This is a genomic window from Acetobacter sp. A11-2, from assembly GCF_040208445.1.
Lineage (GTDB): Bacteria > Pseudomonadota > Alphaproteobacteria > Acetobacterales > Acetobacteraceae > Acetobacter > Acetobacter oryzoeni.
On sequence record NZ_CP157843.1, the window covers coordinates 758,642 to 773,137 of the forward strand.

Sequence of the window (14,496 nt, forward strand, 5' to 3'; positions counted from 1 at the left end):
TTGGATCTGATCCGCTGATCACCATACCGGCCAGTGGCTTCTGAAAGGCCACATCAACAGGCCTTACAGAAGACCGCACACGATCACACGTCAATATTGGTCAGAAAACTCTTGCATAACGGACGGTAACCACAGAAGAAATCCGCGTCGATGGCGACATACAGAAAACGTTTCCGCCGGTCCCCATCTGCTGTCTGTAATTTTGGCAGATGTTTCACATCGATATGGACATAACCGGGATCGTAATCGCGGAACTTTCCCTGTCCCCGAACTGGTCCGGCCTTTGGAACAGGAGGCAGCCTGTTCAATCCGGCGTCTTTCAGTATCCGCCAGATATTGTCCCGGTTCAGATGCGGCAGGAAATGCCGTAAGACAAAGGTCAGATCATCCAGACCAAAACCGGTAGAACGCCGAAGCTGACAGACAATGGCGCGCTCCTCCTCCGAGGCTTTCCAGGCCAGCCTCCAGGGACGGCTGCTGCGGTCCTGACAGGCGTCCGAACCACGCCTGCGCCACTTGCGGACTGTTTCATCGCTGATCCCGTAGCGTCTGGCGAGCACGGATGTCGGTTCTGACGAACGAGCTATCTCAGCCCGGACAGCCGGTGTCGTGCGTGCCTGTGGGTGGATCTGAAGCATCATTCGGTCTCCCTGCAAACGGAAGAAAACAACGAAGCATAACGCGGTATCGCCCACGCTACATCATCCCAATGACGTCTCACAACCTGACAGCTAGATTAACCTCATGGCAGAGATTGCCATTCTGTCCGATCTGGGGGGCATCGGGAGTCAGAGCCTGTTTTGGGTCCAGTATGGCTGGCAGGTCTTCATATTCTACATGAATAAGTTGGCAGGCTTTTTGAGCCTCGTGCTCGCTTTCTGCAATTACAAGAGCAACTGCATCACCGGGAAACCTTACGCGGTCATGGCAAAGAACAGGTTGATCGGGGGTGATGAGGCCGAAGCTGTTGAGGCCTGGGATATCGGCGGATGTGAGAACGCGCAGAACCCCCGGTGCCTTTTGAGCTGCATGAATATCAATTTCAAGAATGCGGGCATGGGCACGTCCGGCCCTGAGTACCTTGAGGTGGACACAGTGTTCTGGCCGCAAGTCGGATGGGTACAGGAAAGTGCCTGTGGCTTTATCGCGTGCATCCCATTTCTGAATGGACTGTCCTATCACAGGCTTGCTCCGGCATTTTTCAGATTCCGACCGATATCGGAATGAAAAGATAATTACGATACGATCCGTATCGTAGTCAAGAAACGATACGGATCGTTGCGAAAAATGCTGGATAGTGGCAATTTCCTTAAGGACGCACTGGAGATCTATTTTGAACACTCGCAATCCATCTCATGCCTCAAAAGCTGCTGTAGCAGGGAGCGGGCGCAAGCGCAGTGAAGCAGCAACCGAGGCAGCGCGTAGCGCAGCCCTGAAGCTTGCATATGACTTGGGGCCGGAGCGCGTGACGATGGAAGCTATCGCAAGCCATTCAGGTGTGGCCAAAACAACGCTTTATCGCCGCTGGAACAGTGCTGCAGCCGTGGTGATGGATGCATTCTTGTCAGAATTGACACCACGCATTGCCTATCGCGCCGGACAGGATGTTAAGCAGACACTTATTTTTGCACTTGAAGATCTTAGCCATGCGCTAGACGAACCAAGACGGAAACTTTTGCGGCATATGGTTGCAGCTGCTCAATCCACTTCTGTGCTGGAACAGGCTTTTTGGGATCGGTGGATTGCACCTAGAAGAAAGGCAGGGCTGGAGGCGCTAGAACAGTTCGGAATGCCTTCAGAAACAGGAGGGCTTATGCTCGATCTGCTGTATGGGGCATTTTATTACCGGATGCTGATTCCATATGCGCCCATTACAGATTTATGGATTAGGAAAATTGTAGATCAGGTTTTGTGAGTGCAATTATAAATTGTTTTCAGAAAAAAGTATCATACAAAAGTTTGAAATTAAGAACCAGAATAATACCAGCAACACCCCAGGCCAGGATGGTTGTTTTACGAGAAATAACAAGTTCACCCATTTTCTTGTTGTCAGATACAAACAGAATTAAAGGGATAACCGCAAAAGGAAGTTGGATGGATAGGATAACCTGGCTGAGCATCAGCAGGTTTCCAATACCCTTGTTACCGTAAAGAGCTGTCACCATTATGACAGGAATAATGGCAAGACCACGTGTGAGCAGCCGTTGCATCCAGTGCGGTATTTTTAACCGCAAAAAGCCTTCCATAATAATTTGCCCGGCCAATGTGCCGGTTACGGTTGAATTAGTGCCAGCAGCCAGAAGGGCAACGGCAAATAAGGTGGATGCAATGCCTAACCCAAGAACAGGGGAGAGCAGGCGGTAAGCATCTTCAATTTCTGCAACATTTTGATGGCCTGTTGTATGAAAAGCAGCTGCGGCAACAATAAGAATGGCCGCGTTAATAAACAAAGCCAGCATAAGAGCAATTGTGCTATCCCACGTTGCCCAGCGAATGGCCTCCTTACGGCCGGATAATGTGTGTTCGAATGCACGTGTCTGCACGATAGAGGAATGAAGATATAGATTATGTGGCATAACCGTAGCCCCAACAATGCCGATTGCAATGTAGAGCATCTGACTATTGGTTATGATTTCAGGTGAAGGAATAAAGCCTTTTACTAATTGGGCAAGAGGTGGGGCTGCAGCTATCATTTGCACACCAAAACAAATGGCAATAATGCTGAGTAATGCAATAATAAATGCTTCCAGATATCGGAAACCGCGATTCATCAAAACAAGCACAAGAAAAGCATCAAGAACCGAGATAATGGCACCACCTAAGATTGGAATGCCAAGTAGCAGTTGTAGCGCTATGGCTGTACCAATTACTTCGGCTAGATCACATGCAATAATGGAAAGTTCACAGGCTAACCAAAGAACAATATTGATGGCGGGTGGAAAATGATCTCGGCAAGCTTGGGCTAGATCACGACCTGTTGCAATGCCTAGTCTGGCTGATAGAGCCTGAAGGAGAATTGCCATCAGGTTTGAAAGTAGAATAACAGCAAGCAGGGTATATCCAAACTGGGCACCGCCTTGTAAGTCGGTCGCCCAGTTGCCGGGGTCCATATATCCAACAGAAACCATGTAGCCCGGCCCAACAAACGCTAAAAAGCGCTTGAGCCATGATGTATTTGCTGCAGGGAGTTTAATGCTGGCAAAAACTTCTGGCAGACTTTGGCCGCCTGCATCTGCTGTTTTGGCAAAACGCCATGCAGATTTTTTTGAAGAGAACGGAGGCGCAGGAGCTTGCGAGTCTTGGGGCATAAATTCAGACTAAACTGTGCCTGATTAAAATATGCAATATGTATATAATTAAAGTGCGTGGAATTTCTGTGTAAGCTGCATGCCGTGAAAACATGCGTTGGCAGAACGGTGTAAGCTGCAGAAAACTGATGGATATCTTTTTTCTTTGTTTCTCAATGCTTCATGTTTTTCTGTTCATCACGTACAACACGGCGTGAAACGCTAAGAATAGCTCCGGTAAGGGCAAAACCTGTTGCCAGTTCAAGACAATGAACAGCCCCGGAACCGCCTTCAGACAAACCAAAAACCAATGCAACAAAGGCGGACCCCAGTGCCCAACCCATTGTGCGTGCAACAGCCAGCATACCACTGGCAGCACCACTGCGCGTTGTTGGGCCGGAGGTCATGACTGTAAGATTGTTGGGCGTTTGATAGAAACCAAACCCAATACCGCATAGCCCCATACGCCAAGCAACATCCAAGAAGGATGGGTGCGCAGGCATAATACTCAACATGCTTAATCCGGCTGCCAGAATAGTCAGCCCAATGCTGCTTAAAACAGAAGCGGGGTGGCGGGCAGCTAGCCGCCCGGCAAAGGGTGCTGCTACGGCAACAAGTAGTGGCCAAGGCGTAACAAGCAAACCTGTTGTAACTGCAGATTGATGCATAACGGTTTGAAACAGAAATGGCAGCGCAACATAAGCCAGAATTTGTGCTGCATACGCACAAACAGATGTGAGGATGGAGAGCGAGAATAGAGGAATGGCCAGAAGATCAAGGGGAAGCATAGGGGCCTTCTGGTGGCGTTGCTGCATATACAGCATAATGGCGCACAGAAAGCCTGCTCCGATTTCAATTCCTCCCCATCTGGCTTCTTTTTGCCCCAACGCATCAACACCAAGAACACCCAGCCCCAGAGCACCAACATTTAATAAAGCGCCCATCCAATCAAAAGCAAATGAACGGCGCGGGCTATGTGGTGCAACTCGTAGAAAAAGAGGGACAGCTATAAGGCCGATTGGCAGATTGATAAGGAATAACCAAGGCCAAGTGGCAACAGATAAAACTGCAGCGGCCAATGTGGGGCCGGTTGCTGCAGAAATGGCAACGGCAAGAGCAATTATTGCGAATGCCTTATGCAAAAGTTCTCGTGGGTACACACTTCTAACAAGTGCACCGCTTAACGCAGCCATGCAGGCACCACCAATGCCTTGCAAAACGCGTGAACCAACAAGAAGGCCAATAGACCCCGAAAGTGCACATGCCAGAGAAGCCGCAGTAAATAATGCTAACCCAAAACCATATACTCTTTTAAGACCCAGAGATTCAGCCAATGCAGCAGCAGGCAATAAACTGACAGCAACAGCAAGCTGATATCCGTTAACGATCCAGACAGTTAGCGTTTCGGTGCACGAAAGATCTCGGGCAATAGTTGGCAGGGCAATGTTGGCAATGGCACCATCCAACCCACCTAACACAATTCCTAAAACAGCACAGAGCATAACCAGGCGGCGTTGCGTATCGGAAACAGGCTGATTATTCATGTTTTTGTCAATGGAATGGATATCCCGCCTTGGATTTTAAGAGAAAATAGACAGAAGTTACTGCCTTAATCCACTACTGGAACTAAAATTTGAGGTGGAGAAGCTATGGTTTAACACGATGCCATTGTTAAAGACGATGGTAAGCGTTTTGCTTTTGTTATTTGTTTTTTCTCCCAGCATGCCCAGACCAACCACATCCTGAGCTATTGAGAGTCCATCTTCTCTACCAGCTGTAAAACTATAAACCCAGAAATCATAACCATTTTCATAGCCTTTCTGCCCCGGTTCTCCGTAAATCTGATACACTTGGGATGCAGTCGTCACGCCATCATGAATATTCTGGTTAACTTCCGTAAGTGTTGTATGTTTTATGGAGGTATTGCTGGTGGATGTACAGGCGCTCGTGATAGTAATAAGAGCTGTGACTACAGCAGTTCTGATAATTTTCATTCTGTAATATATCTCCTTATCTATGTATTCTCAGTATAATCCATTGCGTTGCATCAATACAGATTATCTATCTTGTGTGGTATCTCACTTACTCAGTGTAGGTTTTTTACGAACTATCTGTCTACTTGATTTACGACAGGCAAGCCTAAGGTTTGATTATGATGGGGCGTGAGAAAACCAGCTTGCCAGCTAGTCATATGCTGTCTGGCAAGCGCTTGCTCTTTATGGTGTTACAGCCCTAGATCGGAAAGTCCTGGATGCTCATCTGGGCGCCGTCCTTGGGGCCAATGAAACAATCTGCTTTCTGCTTCGATAGGCAAATCATTGATGGCAGCAAAACGGCGGCGCATAAGCCCATCGGGATCAAACTCCCACATTTCATTGCCGTAAGACCGAAACCATTGTCCTGCATCATCATGCCATTCATAGGCAAAGCGAACAGCCATACGGTTTTGACGAAATCCCCAGAGCTCTTTGATCAGACGGTAATCATGTTCTGTGCGCCATTTGCGTTTCAGAAAATCTACAATTTCATCACGCCCATGGATAAATTCTGTTCGGTTGCGCCATTGGCTGTTCACAGTATAGGCCTGCGCCACCTGATCTGGGTTTTGGGAGTTCCAGGCATCTTCAGCAAGACGGACTTTGCGTGTTGCGCTCTCAATATCAAAAGGCGGAAAGGGTGGGCGTGACATAGACATATTCCTTATGTGATTGAGTATGTAACGTTGCTGTAGGATGACGTTTCCTGAGCAATATTGATGAAAAAACAAGGCATCATGCAGGGTGCATGTTAAAAAGAGCAACGCAGAGGTGAAGCCGATATGGTTACATAAGGCGGGTAGGTTCTGTTAGTTTGAGCAGGTGATCTGAAATCTGTTTTCAGCCTGAATAGGAACGTTTCATGTTTACCTGCATCGGCTACGCTGCTTCCAGCGCCACAACTCCACTGGCTCCTTTTACTTTCCAACGTCGTGATTGCGGCCCTCTTGATGTGCAGATTGATATCACGCATTGCGGTATCTGCCATTCTGATATTCATACGGCCCGGAGCGAATGGGGGCCTGCTTCTTACCCATGTGTGCCTGGCCATGAAATTATCGGACGCGTTGCTGCCGTGGGTGTAGATGTAACACGTTTTAAGCTGGGTGAACTGGTTGGTGTGGGATGTATGGTCAATTCGTGCCAGACATGCGCCTCTTGCGAAGCCGGGTTGGAGCAGTACTGTGATGCCGGACCAACCTGGACTTACAATAGCCCAGATCCGGCTTTTCCTAAAACGGATGCCTATACGTTTGGTGGATATTCACGCGCAATCGTGGTGGATGAACGTTTTGTTTTGCGTGTGCCTGAAAATCTGGATCCGGCTGCGGCTGCACCTTTGCTTTGCGCGGGCATCACTACATGGTCTCCGCTATCACATTGGAAAGTGGGCGTAGGCCACAAGGTTGGTATTGTGGGGTTAGGTGGCTTGGGCCATATGGCCGTAAAATTTGCTGTGGCATTGGGGGCAGAAGTAACACTTTTCACCACTTCGGCAAGCAAGGTGGAAGATGGTAAACGTTTGGGTGCACATCGCGTAGTTATTTCGCGTGATGCAGAGGCAATGGCAGCAGAAGCCAACCAGTTTGACTTCATTTTAGATGCCGTTTCAGCCGAACATGACATTAATGCCTACCTCGCGCTGCTCAAGCAGGATGGGCATATGGTTCTTGTTGGTCTGCCAGAAAAGCCGATGTCCATTGGTGCATTCAGCCTTGTAGCCAAGCGCAGAAGCCTTGCTGGTTCTGCTATTGGTGGTATTCAGGAAACGCAGGAGATGCTGGATTTCTGCGGTAAGCACAATATTACAAGTGATATTGAAGTTGTGCATGCAGATCAGATCAATGAAGCCTATGAACGTGTTTTACGTTCCGATGTGAAATACCGCTTTGTGATAGATATGGACACCATGCCCGAAAGTGTTGAAGCCTAATAAAGGAATTTTACAATTTTTGTGTAATATTACTTTTTACGGGGCCACACCATTGCGGCCCCGTAAATGTGTTATTTAAGCGGTTATTTTAAAATCTTACATCTGCTTTCAGATAGTAAAAGCCACCATTGATACCCAGTTGTGATGTGCTCATGTAATACTGAGGTACGCCAAGGTAACGGTTGCTATCTGGCACGCGTGAGGGCAGGGCATTAAACAGGTTGTTCGCTCCAAGCGTAAAAGACAGTTGCGGCATAACCCGATAGGTAATGTCCAGATTGGTTACGAATTTTGGCGTGTTGTGAAATTGCGTAAAAGAGTAAGCGCTTACGCTAGCACTATTGGTTGGTCCTGTATAATCCGTGAGTTCGGATGTGGTTTGCCCCCAGCGTATTTCATGCACGCCTACGGTCCATTTGCCATTACTGCTGGTAAAGCGGCCACCCCAGATCATTTTGCTACGCGGATAGGCTGTGGTGATGTAGGCAATGCTTTGGGCAGTAAGCAGCGGTGTGCCATCTGCTGCAGCACTCTGATGTGTTAGGCGTGTGCGGTTCAGGTTAATACCAACATCCCAGTCAATACGGCCTATTGTGGGGCTTAATTCCGTTGGGTATGAGGCGGTAATATCCAACCCTTGTGTGCGCGTGCTGGCCACGTTTGCAAACCAGTGTGTGGAAAGAGAACTGCCCCATGTGGCAGCATCGTTCGGAAGTGTAAATCCGTTCATCTGCAAGGCAGAAAGGGCATCTGTGCCATATACGTTGCCGCCCGGCAGGATCTGATCGCGCAGGTTTATCTGGTAAACATCTGCGGTGATATGAAGCCGTTTGACGGGTTCCAGCACAATACCGCCAGAAACGTTGGTGGAGCGTTCTGGTTTAAGCGCATTGGCGCCATTTGCACGCGCGCCGGGGGAATTGGCAGCAATAATGCCACGTGCCGCCGTGGGGGAAACTGCAACAGCACTATAATATTCCTGCGCCAGTGTGGGGGCATGAAAACCGTTTGATATGGTTGCGCGTAGGCCAAGCCACGGTAGTGGGGCATACCGCAGCGCAGCTTTGCCGGTTTCTGTATCACCCACATCCGTATAGTGTTCGTAGCGGCCGGCCAGATCAAGTTGCACATTTTTGGCAAGGTGGGTGGCAACATCAATATAACCACCAATAACATCTCGGCTGTAATTGCCAGCATTGGCGGCCACTGTGCCCTGCAATGCGTCTGAGCCACTGCTATAAGTGGAATCAGCCGAACCCGTGCCAATGCTATAACTTTCGTAACGGTAAGATGCGCCGCCTGCCACGTTTATGGCATACGGCCAGCCGGGTATATGAAAAGCTTTGCTGAGATCGAACGTATTGCTCCATTGCTCATTATTGTAGCCTTGAGCATCAAACTTTGTGGGTGTACGCCCGGTTGCTGTTGAAAGGGCAAGGTTGGCTGAATTGGCAATGCCAATCTGGTCGTAATCACGCCCATAAACGGATGAGAGATCCCAGTGCCAGTTGTCAATTTCACCACGTAAGCCTGCGGTCACTTCCCAGTCGTTTTCGTCCATTGTCATGACTGGGGAATAGCCATTTGGATAAATGGCCGCGTAAGCCGGGTAGTTATCTAAAGAACTGGCCGTACGGTAGTTCTGGAAGGATTCAGCGTGCCGGTGTGCATAGGTGGCTACAGCATACGCCTCCAGATTATCTAAGATATGATACCCGGCTTTTATAGCCACGGTTTCACGCGTTTGTTCAGGTTGGCCCAGAAGTTTGTTGATTTTTGTGTTCGTGCGCAGGTCTGGCGCGCTGCGATACGTGTGATCTTCATGCACGTAGTCACCACTTACATGAATGTAACCGCGATCCGTCAGTTTTGCGCCGCCATCCATATAGATGCCTTGCTCAAACCCATCTTTCGAGGCTGTGATGCCTGTAAGAGACTGCGCATGAAAACCGTGATCCTGCTTTTTCAGGATAATGTTTACCACACCCGCCACAGCGTCTGATCCGTATTGAGCGGACGCGCCATCTCGCAGGATTTCAACATGATCAATGGCAGCAAGTGGGATCATGTCTACATCAACGGGCGTGCTGCCCTGTTGGGGGCCGGGGTCTGCATAAATATTGGCTGTGGTGTGCCGCCGTTTGCCATCTACCAGCACCAGTGTTTCATTCGGGCTAAGCCCACGTAGGCTGAAAGCCGATGTAAGGGCACCTGCATCATACCCACTGGTTGGCATGGTTAAAGAAGGGGCCAGTTGGGTTAATGCCTCCCGCAGAGAGGGCATTCCTGTTTCAGAAAGTTGGCGTGCCGTAATGATATCTACTGGCGAGATACTGTCTCGTGCTTTTTTGCCAATTTCACGGGTGCCGGTCACGATAACGGCTTCGGTGCCGCCTGCTACGGGTTGTGCTGCTGTGGGGTGAGGATCGGATACTGTTAATTGCCGGGCCTGGGCGGATGAGGGGGCTTTCTTTTGTGTAGTCTGGTGCTGTTTGGGTAAGGAGCTACTGGCATTTTGGGCGTGAGTTGGCTCAGCCAATAAGCAGAATACGGAGGTTGTTCCTAAAAGCAGGGGATGTGTGATGCCAGTTGGACGAGCCATGATCGAACGAGGTGAACGCACAATAAGCTCCTAAAAATCGTATAGAATTCTTAAAGTCACGTTCACATGGGTGAATTAATAATTTCAACACATTTTTTGTATTATTGTGGGGTAAACTGTTGCTTTGTTGTGTATTTGCAACATCTGCAAAAACGTACCTTGGTGGATGCAAACCGTTGAACGTGTGCTGAGTTGCATAGAAAACCAAATATCAGGCACTCGTGCTTTCATAGGTACGGATCTTGCATAAGAACACGCATAAGCGTGTTTTAATAAACTTTCTGGTCTGTCTGGTGTTCGGGGGAGATAATAGCTGAGGAAAGTTGCGCATGCTTGCGTGCGCAGTATCAATATATAAATAGAAAAGGAACAGTATATGCCGCAATATATTGCCATGAACCGCTTTCTGGTGCCCCCAGAAAATGAAGAGGCTTTTCAGCGTCGTTGGCTAGACCGAGAAGTGCTGTTGAAAACCGTTCCCGGTTTTATCAGCTTTCAGTTCCTTAAAGGGCCGGAAAAAGAAGGCGGAAGGCTCTACGCGTCTCATACCGTATGGGCATCTTATGATGCTTTTGTCGGTTGGACACAGTCTGAGCAGTTTCGTCAGGCGCATGCCGGAGCAGGGCAGGGTAAGGCGCTTACAGCAGGGCCACCAGTTTTTGAAGGATTTACAGTTCTGCAGGATGTAAGTGCCTAAAAGGCAAAAGAAATCTCTCTCTTATATTTTTATCTATAAGAGAGAGATGCGTTTCTTTTAAGCGGAGAGTACTTTTGTTTCCGCTGCTGTCTGATCATCAATCAGATAGGGGCCAGCGGCGCGAATGGTCAGGGAAAGAATGCCCATTTTGCCGTTAAGCAGTTGTTCATCAAGCGGTAGTTGGGCGTTACCATTGGTCCATGCGCAATCAGTCCAATCTGTTGCGTGCCAGCCTTCTGGTTTTTCGGCCTGAAGATGTGTGGTGATGTTATGCTGCTGTTTGGCGGAAAGCAGATGGATATCTGCAATAGCCACACCCATATGGCGGCGATCATCCACAAATGGCCCAATCACATCAGCCGGACGGCTGGCGCGTGAGACAATGCGAACAGACTGTGTGCCAGCAGGCAGCATGAAGCTGTATTGCTGACCGTTGTGGCGCATCGGGCGAATAACTGCGCCTGTTTGTGTCAGCAGGTGCAGGTTGGCGTCATTGGTTTGTTCTAACGGAAGCGCTAGAACTTCATGGCCAATAACGTTGTTGCCCCTATATTCCAGTTTGCGGAAAAGAGGCTCTACAAAAGCCCGATCAACACACAGTGGGGCTGCGGCATCTTCTTCCCATGTGCCTATTTTGCCACCTAGCATGACAACAGAGCCTTCCTGACGGAAGGAGCGGCGGTTGCCTGTGTCCATGTAGCTTTCTGTCAGCATTCCATCAGCGCGAATAACAGAATGTTGCTCTGTTTCCACGTGATAATAATCGTAAGACGTGATGGATTTATCGTAGAAGATGGAGATACCATTCACAAGCATACGTGCAGGCACAAACTTGCCTTCAAAGAACAGGCAATGCTCTGGCGTAATCAGCATGTCCTTGTAAGGCACACCATCTGCAATGGCATCTTTGACGCGGATTTCTTCTGTGGTTACCGTCCGTTATGCAAGAGTTTTCTGACCAATATTGACGTGTGATCGTGTGCGGTCTTCTGTAAGGCCTGTTGATGTGGCCTTTCAGAAGCCACTGGCCGGTATGGTGATCAGCGGATCAGATCCAAATCTCACAGGCGTGCTTTAAAGCACAGAGAAATCCACTGGTTTTTCCGATCCGGATCAAACGATCATGCGCCCATTCAGGTCATCGCCCTCTCACACCCCTACCGGTTCCATCCGCGGGAGCCGAGCCATCGCTCAGGCTGCCAGGGACAGGGCCGGATCCCGATAATCCTCCTGTTTTGTTGCCATGGCCCAGATGGCTCGTGCCATCCTGTTGGCCAGCGCAATGGCTACCAGCATACGGGGCTTGCGGGCCAGCATCCGTGCCAGCCAGCTTCCCGGTGCAGGGGCCTTACGGCTGGCCCAGTTCACCTGGGTCATGGCGCCCATGATGAGAAGCCTGCGGATATCAGCCTGCCCGGCTTTTGATATCTTCCCCAGCCTTTCCTTTCCGCCAGATGAGAACTGACGGGGCACCAGCCCCAGCCACGCAGCAAAGTCGCGCCCGCGCCGGAAGCTCTGCAGGTCAGGCGCAAAAGCTTCAATCGCAAGAGCGGTCAGAGGACCCACTCCAGGCATGCTCTGCAATCTGCAGGTGTTTTCACTTTCCTGGGCAAGCATCCTGATCTTCTTTGTTCTGACATCAATCCGCACACTCTGCTCCGAAATCTGTCGCAGCAGATCAAGGCATTCCTGCTTCACAGCCTCTGGCAGAACCGCCTCATCCAGCATGGTTTCAATGTGTCTGATATGCGCAATCCCCTGTGGCACGACGAGACCGAATTCATACAGAACGGCACGCAGGGCATTCACCAGTTCCGTGCGCTGGTGCACCAGACGCTGCCGGGCCCGGAAAAGAACGCCACGCGCCTGCTGCGCTTCAGTGCGTGGTTCGACAAAGCGCATTTCCGGCTGCCGGGCCGCAATGACGATCGCTTCCGCATCAGCAGCATCGTTCTTCTGGCGCTTCACGAAAGGCTTCACATACTGCGGAGCGATCAGTCTGACCTCGTGACCAGCTCCTGCCAGTTCGCGAGCCCAGTAATGCGCGCTCCCGCACGCTTCAAGAACGACCAGAGCAGGCGGCTGCGTGGCCATGAACTGCATAAACTGCTGACGACGCAGCTTTTTGCGAAACATCACCTCGCCCGCACGCGAAGCTCCATGAACCTGGAAAATGTTCTTTGCCAGATCAACGCCTATCACTGTATCCTTCATCTGCCGTCCTTTCGCGCAGTCGTTTCTTCCAACGACCATTCTGGCACATTGCGATGCCGTGCGGGGAGGACGGCAACCACCCCATCTCACACTTGAGGCAATTTCGGGTCATTTTGTAGAATTCAGTCATCCCACAGGAGCCCGATCTGGAATATTGACGATATTCTGCTTCTGGCGGCGGGTTCTGAACGCAGTGAGGGTGTCACGGCCTGAGAAGGCAGTGTTGGTGGAAGCTATGTGGTCTGTGCACTGTCTGTTTCTTCAGATGGCCTGCCGGAGCCTTCGCAATCGTGCATGAGCGAGGGCGAATTCATGCTGACAGGGGAACATGTCCGGCATGGACAGGACAATCCGACGGACGCTGAGCGTTACACGTGTCGCGATTTTGAGCAGCCGTGCGCGTATGGTGCCACAGGTCGCCGTCTCCAGGCTGGTCTGGCCAAGGGCCAGTCTTTGCAGAGCGGTCAGCAGGACATAGGCTGCGGCCGAGAACCACAGCCGGAGCTGGTTGGCCCGGATGGTGTGGGACGAGGTCCTGTCTGAGAACAGATCCATCTGGCATTCCTTGATGCGGTTTTCCATATCCCCGCGTGCGCAGTAAATCTGTTCGTAGAGATGGCGGGGGTCGGACATTCCCTGCGGTAGGGTGGTGACAATGAAGCGATGATAGCGGTTGCCGTGGCGCCATTCGGCCTTGGCCACGACCCGCCTGCGGCGCGTCCAGCTGTCCTTTGTGATCCAGTCAAAGGAGGCGAAACCGCGCGCCGCTCTGCCTGTCGTGGCGGCTTCGTCACGAACCTCAGCGGACAAAGAGGCAATCCGGTCATACAGGCGGGTGTTGCCTGCAAGCCCGAACAGGAAGTCAACGTGGTTGTCTTCGCACCATGTCATCAGACTGTCCCGGGCGAAACCGCTGTCCCCACGCACCAGGATACGCACCCGAGGCCAACGGCTCCTGATCTGCTCCACGATCCGGCGGATGTCTGCCAGTGCTTCCTTCCCCGGGTCCCTGTCTGCCGTGCGCAGGGTAGCGCTGAGGAGATGGTCCCCGCAGAAGACATACAGGGGAAGATAGCAGTTATGGCCGTAATATCCATGAAAGGCGCGGCCTTCCTGATGGCCATGGATACGGTCATCGGTGGCATCCACATCCAGAACGATCCGGGCGGGTGCGTGCTCATGCTGGTCAAGGAAGAGCGTGACGAACAGGGTAGCCAGGGCCTCATGATCAGCAATGATCCGACAGTAACGATCTGCCTTGTGCCCACTGCGCTCCAACCGGTTCAGTGTAGATTTGCCAGCCAATGCTGCGCAGTTTGCCCGGCCTCCTGACAGACGACCCGAGGCCAGACCAAAGATCAGGTCATGCCGCAGGGCATCGTGATCATTGAGATCTTCATAGCCCAGTGCCAGGCCCATGATCCGCTGACGGACAAGGTCTTCAACCCGGTATTCCACAAAGCCGGGATGCCGCTTATCGCGAAAACAGGCAGCAAAGCGGCGGCTGAGCCCCAGAATGTCATCAGCCTGCTTCACCAGAATGACGCCCCCATCCGAACTCATGCGACCCCCGTCAAAACGGGCCACAACACGCCGTCCACAGGAGGCTGGAAACTCATACGCGCCTGCGCTACACTCTGTCTGCATCGGGTTTTCTTGATGATTATGGAAATTTCTTTTGTGCAAAACAGACTTTTTCATAATCTAACCCGATGTACAACCCTTCT

11 protein-coding genes and 2 pseudogenes are annotated in these 14,496 nt (G+C 50.8%); 3 read left to right on the forward strand and 10 right to left on the reverse strand.

Translation table 11 applies throughout. From position 1 onward, the window contains the following. Nucleotides 1–146 precede the first annotated feature (146 nt). Together ABNV41_RS03650 and ABNV41_RS03655 are read right to left on the reverse strand one after the other, a co-directional pair. Nucleotides 147–638, reverse strand: a pseudogene (locus ABNV41_RS03650) (IS481 family transposase); the annotation flags it as partial. 79 nt (nucleotides 639–717) lie between these two features. Next, a complete protein-coding gene (locus tag ABNV41_RS03655) occupies nucleotides 718–1,182 on the reverse strand; it encodes a hypothetical protein (protein ID WP_349934996.1) in 465 nt (154 codons plus the stop codon). A 151-nt stretch (nucleotides 1,183–1,333) separates the two neighbouring features. On the opposite strand from ABNV41_RS03655, the gene ABNV41_RS03660 reads away from it, so the two are divergent. Next, nucleotides 1,334–1,915, forward strand: a complete 582-nt coding sequence (locus ABNV41_RS03660; RefSeq protein WP_080986803.1) for a TetR/AcrR family transcriptional regulator — start codon at nucleotides 1,334–1,336, stop codon at nucleotides 1,913–1,915. A gap of 19 nt (nucleotides 1,916–1,934) precedes the next feature. On the opposite strand, the gene ABNV41_RS03665 is transcribed toward ABNV41_RS03660, so the two are convergent. The 4 genes from ABNV41_RS03665 to ABNV41_RS03680 all read right to left on the reverse strand — a co-directional run bounded on the left by ABNV41_RS03665 (nucleotide 1,935) and on the right by ABNV41_RS03680 (nucleotide 5,976). Further along, nucleotides 1,935–3,308: an Nramp family divalent metal transporter gene (locus tag ABNV41_RS03665; RefSeq protein ID WP_087651986.1), complete on the reverse strand. Its 1,374-nt coding sequence runs from the start codon at nucleotides 3,306–3,308 to the stop codon at nucleotides 1,935–1,937. A gap of 152 nt (nucleotides 3,309–3,460) precedes the next feature. Continuing rightward, nucleotides 3,461–4,831 (reverse strand): MFS transporter, encoded by a 1,371-nt coding sequence (locus ABNV41_RS03670; RefSeq protein WP_050820028.1) that lies wholly within the window; start codon nucleotides 4,829–4,831, stop codon nucleotides 3,461–3,463. Between the two features lie 57 nt (nucleotides 4,832–4,888). Continuing rightward, nucleotides 4,889–5,281 (reverse strand): hypothetical protein, encoded by a 393-nt coding sequence (locus ABNV41_RS03675; RefSeq protein WP_050820027.1) that lies wholly within the window; start codon nucleotides 5,279–5,281, stop codon nucleotides 4,889–4,891. Between the two features lie 230 nt (nucleotides 5,282–5,511). Beyond that, nucleotides 5,512–5,976 (reverse strand): nuclear transport factor 2 family protein, encoded by a 465-nt coding sequence (locus ABNV41_RS03680; protein ID WP_050820026.1) that lies wholly within the window; start codon nucleotides 5,974–5,976, stop codon nucleotides 5,512–5,514. Nucleotides 5,977–6,185: 209 nt separating this feature from the next. On the opposite strand from ABNV41_RS03680, the gene ABNV41_RS03685 reads away from it, so the two are divergent. Then, nucleotides 6,186–7,256: an NAD(P)-dependent alcohol dehydrogenase gene (locus ABNV41_RS03685; protein ID WP_050820025.1), complete on the forward strand. Its 1,071-nt coding sequence runs from the start codon at nucleotides 6,186–6,188 to the stop codon at nucleotides 7,254–7,256. Between the two features lie 88 nt (nucleotides 7,257–7,344). Here the strand turns inward: ABNV41_RS03685 and ABNV41_RS03690 are convergent, their stop codons facing one another. After that, entirely contained in the window at nucleotides 7,345–9,858 is a 2,514-nt protein-coding gene (locus tag ABNV41_RS03690) for a TonB-dependent receptor (RefSeq protein ID WP_349935091.1), read from the reverse strand. Nucleotides 9,859–10,234: 376 nt separating this feature from the next. On the opposite strand from ABNV41_RS03690, the gene ABNV41_RS03695 reads away from it, so the two are divergent. Beyond that, complete coding sequence (locus ABNV41_RS03695; protein WP_050820024.1) at nucleotides 10,235–10,555, forward strand: antibiotic biosynthesis monooxygenase; 321 nt, start codon at nucleotides 10,235–10,237, stop codon at nucleotides 10,553–10,555. Nucleotides 10,556–10,612: 57 nt separating this feature from the next. Here the strand turns inward: ABNV41_RS03695 and ABNV41_RS03700 are convergent. The 3 genes and pseudogenes from ABNV41_RS03700 to ABNV41_RS03710 form a co-directional block, all read right to left on the reverse strand. Then, nucleotides 10,613–11,467: pseudogene (locus ABNV41_RS03700) on the reverse strand (Hint domain-containing protein); the annotation flags it as partial. Nucleotides 11,468–11,746: 279 nt separating this feature from the next. Beyond that, a complete protein-coding gene (locus tag ABNV41_RS03705; RefSeq protein WP_050818395.1) occupies nucleotides 11,747–12,769 on the reverse strand; it encodes an IS110 family transposase in 1,023 nt (340 codons plus the stop codon). A 261-nt stretch (nucleotides 12,770–13,030) separates the two neighbouring features. Next, nucleotides 13,031–14,416 (reverse strand): IS1380-like element IS1380A family transposase, encoded by a 1,386-nt coding sequence (locus tag ABNV41_RS03710; protein ID WP_012812390.1) that lies wholly within the window; start codon nucleotides 14,414–14,416, stop codon nucleotides 13,031–13,033. Nucleotides 14,417–14,496 lie beyond the last annotated feature (80 nt).

What these genes read in the sequence shown, in the direction of transcription:
- ABNV41_RS03690 (WP_349935091.1), bottom strand. Translation starts at nt 9,858, where the DNA reads ATGGCTCGTCCAACTGGCATCACACATCCCCTGCTTTTAGGAACAACC.
- ABNV41_RS03695 (WP_050820024.1), top strand. Translation starts at nt 10,235, where the DNA reads ATGCCGCAATATATTGCCATGAACCGCTTTCTGGTGCCCCCAGAAAAT.
- ABNV41_RS03670 (WP_050820028.1), bottom strand. Translation starts at nt 4,831, where the DNA reads ATGAATAATCAGCCTGTTTCCGATACGCAACGCCGCCTGGTTATGCTC.
- ABNV41_RS03675 (WP_050820027.1), bottom strand. Translation starts at nt 5,281, where the DNA reads ATGAAAATTATCAGAACTGCTGTAGTCACAGCTCTTATTACTATCACG.
- ABNV41_RS03665 (WP_087651986.1), bottom strand. Translation starts at nt 3,308, where the DNA reads ATGCCCCAAGACTCGCAAGCTCCTGCGCCTCCGTTCTCTTCAAAAAAA.
- ABNV41_RS03685 (WP_050820025.1), top strand. Translation starts at nt 6,186, where the DNA reads ATGTTTACCTGCATCGGCTACGCTGCTTCCAGCGCCACAACTCCACTG.
- ABNV41_RS03705 (WP_050818395.1), bottom strand. Translation starts at nt 12,769, where the DNA reads ATGAAGGATACAGTGATAGGCGTTGATCTGGCAAAGAACATTTTCCAG.
- ABNV41_RS03680 (WP_050820026.1), bottom strand. Translation starts at nt 5,976, where the DNA reads ATGTCACGCCCACCCTTTCCGCCTTTTGATATTGAGAGCGCAACACGC.
- ABNV41_RS03710 (WP_012812390.1), bottom strand. Translation starts at nt 14,416, where the DNA reads ATGCAGACAGAGTGTAGCGCAGGCGCGTATGAGTTTCCAGCCTCCTGT.